Here is a 6,643-nt window from a genome sequence, read left to right as displayed (position 1 = left end):
CCACATAGTAATCCCCTTCTGTGTTGCCTGCGATTTCATTAGGTTAGCGTCTTTCCTGCTGCGAAAACACGATGTGGCGCACAGCTGCGCCATCTATTGACGAAAATATCATCGTCGCGTGTCTGGTCAAAGTATATACGCTATTGATTAATTTAAGTACGTCTCAGCTTGCAACTTGGCAAAAGCTCGACGATGTTTAGACGTTACTTTCAAACCAATCAATTTTCACGGGAGTGGGCAATGGAGCCGAGTCAGCAGTGCCCCGGGGCTGTATCAACAGGTAGGCTATCAGCCGGTCAATAAGCAGGACTTTGTCTGGCAGATCGCACGGCCCGATATTTATCAGCAGAAATAAATGGGCGCCGCATGCGGCGCCTACGGGTTGGTTTTAACTACGGTGATTTCGTGACGTTGCACGGGTTTGAAGTGGCTATAGAGCAGGGCGATGACAAACAACAGCGCCTGCACGATCACGATGCACGGCCCGGTTGCGCCGTCGATATGAAAGCTGATCAGAGTGCCCAGCACGCAGGAAAAAACCGAAGCGACGGTGGCGACGATCAGCATCCGGTTGAAGCTGCGACACAGGGTAAATGCAATGATGCCCGGTGCGATCAGCATCGCAATCACCAGGATAACCCCTACCGCCTGTAGCGAGGCCACAATGGTTAATGCCAGCAGGCACAGTAATCCGTAGTGCAGTAACTTCACCGGCAGGCCGATGACGCGCGCATGGTTGGGATCAAAACAATAGAGCATAAAGTCCTGGCGCTTGAGCAGCACGATCGCCAGCGTGATCCCGGCGATCCACAAGGTTTGCCGTAACTCTCCGTCGGTGATCCCCAGCATATTGCCAAACAGGATATGGCTGAGGTGTTGATCGGTATCAATGCGGGCAAACAGCACTAACCCAAAGGCAAACATGCCAGAGAATACGATCCCCATCACCGTGTCTTCCTTTACCCGGCTGTGCTCTTTCAGATAACCCGTCGCGACCGCGCAGAAAATGCCGGAAAGAAATGCGCCAATCGCCAGCGGAATGCTGAACACAAAGGCTAACACAATGCCGGGTAGCACGGCGTGAGAGATGGCATCACCCATCAGTGACCAGCCTTTCAACACCAGATAACAAGACAACACGGCACAAACTACGCCGGTGACGATAGCCGCGATGATGGCGCGCTGCATAAAGGGGTAGGCGAACGGCTCTGAAAACCATTGCAACAGGAGTTCCATCAGTTGCCCTCCGGAGAGTTGGCACGGGTGACGCGGCGTTTTGAGGCTAACAGCCCGTGCTTGGGTGCAAACAGGAAGGCCGCCAGGAACACCAGCGTCTGCAGCGTGACGATCACGCCGCCGGTAGCCCCGTCGACGAAGAAGCTGAGGTAAGCGCCCAGGCCGCTGGTCAAGGCACCGATCGCGATGGCGATAATCACCAACCGGCCAAAACGATCGGTCAGCAGATAGGCGGTGGCACCGGGGGTAATCACCATGGCGATCACCAGAATGGCGCCGACGGTTTGCAGCGCTGCCACGGTACAGGCGCTAAGCAGGGTAAAGAACAGGATTTTCAGTTTTAATGGCGAAAGCCCGATCGATACCGCGTGGTTTTCGTCGAAAAATACCGCCAGCAGGTCTTTCCACACCAGGCATAAGATCAGCAACGAAACGCCGATAATAATTTCCACCTGCAACACGTCTTCGTCTGCGATGCCGAGAATGTTGCCGAAGATGATTGACTGCACGTTCACCGAGGTAGGATTGAGCGAAATGATCAACAGGCCGACGGCGAAAAAGGTGGAGAAAATAAAGCCGATAATCGCATCTTCCCGCAGCCGGGTAACGTGGCGTACCAGCGTCATCGCCAGTGCGGCCAGCATGCCGGTGAAAAACGCACCGGCCGCATAGGGCAGGCCGAGGGCATAGGCACCGGCTACACCTGGCACCACGGAGTGGGAAAGCGCATCCCCCATCAACGACCAGCCTTTCAGCATCAGATAGGCCGACAGAAAAGCACAGGCTGCGCCGACGATGGCGCTGACCCACATCGCCTTGACCATGTAGTTGTAATTGAACGGTTGCAGCAGGATCTCGAGCATCAGGGGTTATTCTCCTTTTGCTGGCTTTGCGCCGGAGGATCGCTCTTGGTATGGCCATAAAACACCGCAGGGCGCTCGTCATCGGTTATTACTGTCACTGTGCGGGGATCGTTGTCATCGTGCAGATCGGGCCCGGAGAGGTTGATATGGCGCAATACACCTCCGAACGCCAGTTCCAGATTGCTTTGCGTGAACGTGGTTTCGAGCGGCCCGGCGGCCAGCACGGTACGGTTAATCAGGATCACCCGATCGCAAAATTCCGGTACGCTGCCCAGGTTGTGGGTCGACACCAGGATCAGGTGACCCTCATCGCGCAGCGAACGTAACAGCTCGATAATGGCGTTCTCGGTTTTGACATCTACACCGGTAAAAGGCTCATCAAGCAGCAGCACCGTTCCCTGCTGAGCCAGGGCACGGGCCAGGAATACGCGTTTTTTCTGCCCGCCGGAAAGTTCGCCGATCTGCCGGCTACGTAACTCGCTCAGGCCAACGCGCTCCAGCGCCTTATCGACCCACAGTCGGTCTTCCTTGGTAGGAATGCGCAGGAAGTTCATTTTGCCGTAACGGCCCATCATCACCACGTCTTCCACCAGCACCGGGAAGTTCCAGTCAACCTCTTCGGTCTGCGGCACATAGGCGATAATATTTTTCTTCAGCGCGGCGACAACCGGCTGCCCGCTCAGCAGCACCTGGCCGGATGTTGGTTTTACCAGGCCCATAATGCTTTTGAACAGGGTTGATTTGCCACTGCCGTTAACCCCCACCAGCGCACAGATCGAACCACCGCTAAGGGTAAAGCTGGCGTTATGGATCGCCGTATGGCCGTTGTTATAGGTGACCGATACGTCATCCACGCTGAGTTCGGGGCGGATAAAGGTCTCTGCGCTCATTGATTAAATCCTTTGGCGATAGTTTGCACGGTGACATTGAGCAGGTCGATATAGGTAGGTACTGGCCCGTCGGCCGTAGACAGGGAATCGACGTACAACACGCCACCGTATTGCGCGCCGGTTTCTTTGGCCACCTGCTTGGCTGGCTTATCTGAAATGGTGCTTTCGCTGAACACCACCGGAATGTGGTTGGCCCGCACGGTATCAATCACCCGGCGCACCTGCTGCGGTGAACCCTGTTCGTCGGCATTGATTGGCCACAGATAGACTTCTTGCAACTGATAATCTTTGGCCAGATAGCTAAAGGCACCTTCGCTGGTCACCAGCCAGCGCTGGGCTGACGGGATGCGTGATAAACGTTCACGTAGTGGGGCATCCAGCGCCGCGATTTTTTCAGCGTAGGCTTTGGCATTTCGGTTATAGGTTTCTGCGTTGTCGGGATCGTGCTGTACTAACGCTTTGCGGATGTTCTCGACGTAGATCAGCGCATTGCTTGGCGACATCCAGGCATGGGGGTTTGGATTACCGTTATACGGGCCTTCGTGGATCGGCATCGGGGTGATCCCATCGGTTACCACGGCGGCGGGAACCTGTTTGATATTTTCAAAGAAGCGTTGAAACCAGCGCTCCAGGTTCATCCCGTTCCATAAAATCAGGTCGGCGTGCTGTGCCTTGACGATATCGCGCGGCGTGGGCTGATAGTCGTGGATTTCCGCTCCGGGCTTGGTGATGGACTCCACCACGGCGGCGTCGCCTGCCACGTTCTGGGCGATATCCTGGATAATGGTGAAGGTGGTCACCACGCGCAGCTTATCCTTCGCCAAAGCCGGTTGGCTAACGGCAACAATGCTGAGGCATACCCAGAGCAGGGCAAGGGAGCGAAAGCGGGACAAGCTGCAACGACGGTAAGTCAATACGTTGTCTTTCATGGGCATGGATGACGTCTCCTTATTCAAATGAAAATGATTATCAATATCAGTTGAGCGGAAGTCAAGCATCACCAAGCTGTGCCGAAGGGTTATTGTGTTGTTAATGAAATAATACCGCCGAGTGAGTTATAACATTTTATGTATCGGGATGTAACCGCTGCAAGTAATCACTGCATGTGACTATCTCCACCTCGGGTTTCTCCCCCAGTGCCACCTCGCCCAACCCTTGCGCCAACTGTTTTACATCTTCTTGATTTAATGGCGTTGTTAGTGAAAAGCTGTTGATCCCCAGATCATGGGGAACGCCCTTGCTGTCGTTGAGCGTGGTGGAAAAACCGGCCAGCGTCATTTGTCCGGTTAATTTAGCTAAATCGGTTAAGCTATGTCCCTGATAGGTGAAAGACACCACAAAACCTATGGACGAAGATTGACTCATAAATCACCTCTTGGTATATGAATAGCCTGAGAATAGACCAAAAAAGTTATGCAGGTATCCTTACCGGTTGTATATGCTACGCAACTCATTGAAAGGAGTGAGGGATTCTGTGAAAACAAAAATAGGTTGCCTGATGGCAATCGTATTATTAGCCGGTTGTGCGAAAGATCCGCAAACAACGGGCAACCAGGCAGGCAGTGGCACATCGGGCGGTTGGCTAAAAACCCCACCGCAAACACCAAGCAACCGTACCGGGACACCGGTCGCTTATAACGATTATATCCGTCAGGCCGCCAGCAACTATGGCGTCGACGAAACGCTGATTAAGGCGATCATTCAGGTGGAGTCCGGGTTTAACCCGAACGTGGTCAGCACCTCGAATGCCGTGGGGCTCATGCAGCTGAAAGCCTCAACCGCAGGACGCGATGCTTACCGTTTGAAGGGAAAGAACGGGCAGCCAAGTTCACGTGAGTTGAAGGATCCGGCGGTTAATATTGATCTGGGAACAGCCTATATCAATATTCTTCAAAGCCAGCAGCTAGCCGGGATCACTAATCCACAAACGTTACGCTATGCCACCATCGTTTCCTATGTGAACGGGGCAGGCGCAATGTTGCGGACCTTCTCATCGGATAAACGTGTGGCGGTAAACCGCATTAATCAGATGAGCCCGGACGAGTTTTATCAGCATATCCAGAAGAAACACCCGGCACCGCAAGCACCGCGTTACTTGTGGAAGGTTACCACCGCTTATCAAGCGATGGCTGACTAGCCTCAGATTGCCTACAGCCGGCCCCAATAAAGGGCCGGTTTTGCTATTTCTTGCCGGTAAAAATGTGCTCCGCATCCCATTTCCGCTGTTCTCCCGCCTTTTGAACTAAAAAACCGCACAAATTGTTAATTTTACATTAACAAGGAAAACTTTACGTTCAATCAGAGAGTTACCGGTAACATTGCTGCCAAAGTTCACTTTATGACCTTCAAAAAATAAACAATTACGTAACAATATATGTTTAAACTCCGTATAGACCGCAAGGTTGGGGTTAAATAGTTGTGATTATTTTTGGAAGGAATGTGCAATGTCGAATGATAAAACCAACAATTCCCGGCGTGATTTCTTGCTGAAATCGATGACGCTGATCCCCGCGGCCGTTATCGGTGGCAGCGGTGTGAGTGCCCTGACGGCGCCCACACCCGTGCTTGCCGCTAGCGATGCTCCCAAGCAGTCTGATTATCAACCGACCTTCTTTACCCCCGAAGAGTGGGCCTTTGTGCAGGCGGCAGTCGCGCGTTTGATCCCTGCAGACGATCGCGGCCCGGGCGCTTTGGAGGCTGGCGTGCCGGAGTTTATCGATCGTCAGATGAATACGCCTTATGCCACCGGTTCAATCTGGTATATGCAGGGGCCATTCAATCCCGATGTCGCTCCGGAAATGGGTTATCAACTGCCGTTGGTGCCCAAACAGATTTATAACCTGGGTATCAGTGAGGCTGATGTCTACAGCAAGAAAACGGCAGGTAAGGTCTTCGCCGAGCTGGATGGTGCACAACAGGATGCGCTGTTGCATAAGTTTGAATCCGGTGAGGCCGAGTTTGCGCAACTGCCTGCCAAGCTGTTCTTCTCTTATCTGTTGCAAAACACCCGTGAAGGCTTTTTCAGCGATCCGATCCATGGCGGTAACAAAGAGATGGTGGGATGGAAGCTGATTAATTTTCCGGGCGCGCGCGCCGACTTTATGGACTGGGTTGAGCGAGGGGAACGTTATCCCTTCCCACCGGTATCGATTCGTGGGGAGAGAGGGTAATTATGGCAACGGTAATGAAGAAGCAGGATGTGGTGATCGTCGGTTTTGGTTGGGTTGGTGCCATTATGGCCAAGGAGTTGACCGAGGCCGGGCTGAACGTGGTGGCGCTTGAGCGTGGCCCGATGCGCGATACCTACCCAGACGGCTCCTACCCGCAGGTGATCGATGAACTGACCTATAATATCCGCCGCAAGCTGTTCCAAGACCTTTCCAAAAGTACGGTGACCATCCGTCACAACACCAGCCAGACCGCAGTACCTTATCGCCAGTTGGCGGCTTTCCTGCCGGGCACCGGCGTGGGCGGAGCTGGCCTGCACTGGTCTGGCGTGCATTTCCGTATCGATCCTATCGAGCTGCGTATGCGCAGCCATTATGAAGAGCGCTACGGCAAAAGCTTTATTCCAAAAGACATGACGATCCAGGATTTTGGGGTGAGCTACGACGAGCTGGAGCCGTTCTTCGATAAGGCCGAGAAGGTATTCGG

At 53.5% G+C, this 6,643-nt stretch carries 7 protein-coding genes and 2 pseudogenes; 4 read left to right on the top strand and 5 right to left on the bottom strand.

From position 1 onward, the window contains the following. Window positions 1–253: 253 nt before the first annotated feature. Window positions 254–355: pseudogene (locus tag ACLQ7H_RS25315) on the top strand (N-acetyltransferase); the annotation flags it as partial. A gap of 20 nt (window positions 356–375) precedes the next feature. Here the strand turns inward: ACLQ7H_RS25315 and ACLQ7H_RS25310 are convergent. The 5 genes from ACLQ7H_RS25310 to ghoS all read right to left on the bottom strand — a co-directional run bounded on the left by ACLQ7H_RS25310 (window position 376) and on the right by ghoS (window position 4,354). Continuing rightward, the gene (locus ACLQ7H_RS25310; RefSeq protein WP_411755050.1) at window positions 376–1,236 is read right to left on the bottom strand and encodes a metal ABC transporter permease; all 861 of its coding nucleotides are present in this window, start codon (window positions 1,234–1,236) and stop codon (window positions 376–378) included. Then, complete coding sequence (locus ACLQ7H_RS25305; RefSeq protein WP_411755049.1) at window positions 1,236–2,099, bottom strand: metal ABC transporter permease; 864 nt, start codon at window positions 2,097–2,099, stop codon at window positions 1,236–1,238. The genes ACLQ7H_RS25310 and ACLQ7H_RS25305 overlap by 1 nt, the downstream gene beginning before the upstream one ends. Continuing rightward, window positions 2,099–2,989: a manganese/iron ABC transporter ATP-binding protein gene (locus ACLQ7H_RS25300; RefSeq protein ID WP_411755048.1), complete on the bottom strand. Its 891-nt coding sequence runs from the start codon at window positions 2,987–2,989 to the stop codon at window positions 2,099–2,101. The genes ACLQ7H_RS25305 and ACLQ7H_RS25300 overlap by 1 nt, the downstream gene beginning before the upstream one ends. After that, window positions 2,986–3,924 (bottom strand): metal ABC transporter substrate-binding protein, encoded by a 939-nt coding sequence (locus tag ACLQ7H_RS25295; RefSeq protein WP_411755047.1) that lies wholly within the window; start codon window positions 3,922–3,924, stop codon window positions 2,986–2,988. The genes ACLQ7H_RS25300 and ACLQ7H_RS25295 overlap by 4 nt, the downstream gene beginning before the upstream one ends. Before the next feature lie 130 nt (window positions 3,925–4,054). Next, the gene (gene ghoS, locus ACLQ7H_RS25290; protein ID WP_411755046.1) at window positions 4,055–4,354 is read right to left on the bottom strand and encodes a type V toxin-antitoxin system endoribonuclease antitoxin GhoS; all 300 of its coding nucleotides are present in this window, start codon (window positions 4,352–4,354) and stop codon (window positions 4,055–4,057) included. Between the two features lie 109 nt (window positions 4,355–4,463). On the opposite strand from ghoS, the gene ACLQ7H_RS25285 reads away from it, so the two are divergent. From ACLQ7H_RS25285 to ACLQ7H_RS25275, 3 genes and pseudogenes are all read left to right on the top strand, one after another. Then, entirely contained in the window at window positions 4,464–5,126 is a 663-nt protein-coding gene (locus ACLQ7H_RS25285) for a transglycosylase SLT domain-containing protein (protein WP_411755045.1), read from the top strand. Between the two features lie 307 nt (window positions 5,127–5,433). Further along, window positions 5,434–6,159, top strand: a complete 726-nt coding sequence (locus ACLQ7H_RS25280) for a gluconate 2-dehydrogenase subunit 3 family protein (RefSeq protein WP_411755044.1) — start codon at window positions 5,434–5,436, stop codon at window positions 6,157–6,159. A 2-nt stretch (window positions 6,160–6,161) separates the two neighbouring features. Continuing rightward, window positions 6,162–6,643, top strand: a pseudogene (locus ACLQ7H_RS25275) (GMC family oxidoreductase); the annotation flags it as partial.

The organism is Serratia sp. (in: enterobacteria), assembly GCF_046715635.1.
Classification (GTDB): domain Bacteria; phylum Pseudomonadota; class Gammaproteobacteria; order Enterobacterales; family Enterobacteriaceae; genus Chania.
Note: the sequence above shows the minus strand (reverse complement) of the source record. Positions and strands in the feature narration are given on the sequence as shown.

What these genes read in the sequence shown, in the direction of transcription:
- ACLQ7H_RS25310 (WP_411755050.1), bottom strand. Translation starts at nt 1,236, where the DNA reads ATGGAACTCCTGTTGCAATGGTTTTCAGAGCCGTTCGCCTACCCCTTT.
- ACLQ7H_RS25305 (WP_411755049.1), bottom strand. Translation starts at nt 2,099, where the DNA reads ATGCTCGAGATCCTGCTGCAACCGTTCAATTACAACTACATGGTCAAG.
- ACLQ7H_RS25300 (WP_411755048.1), bottom strand. Translation starts at nt 2,989, where the DNA reads ATGAGCGCAGAGACCTTTATCCGCCCCGAACTCAGCGTGGATGACGTA.
- ACLQ7H_RS25295 (WP_411755047.1), bottom strand. Translation starts at nt 3,924, where the DNA reads ATGCCCATGAAAGACAACGTATTGACTTACCGTCGTTGCAGCTTGTCC.
- ghoS (WP_411755046.1), bottom strand. Translation starts at nt 4,354, where the DNA reads ATGAGTCAATCTTCGTCCATAGGTTTTGTGGTGTCTTTCACCTATCAG.
- ACLQ7H_RS25280 (WP_411755044.1), top strand. Translation starts at nt 5,434, where the DNA reads ATGTCGAATGATAAAACCAACAATTCCCGGCGTGATTTCTTGCTGAAA.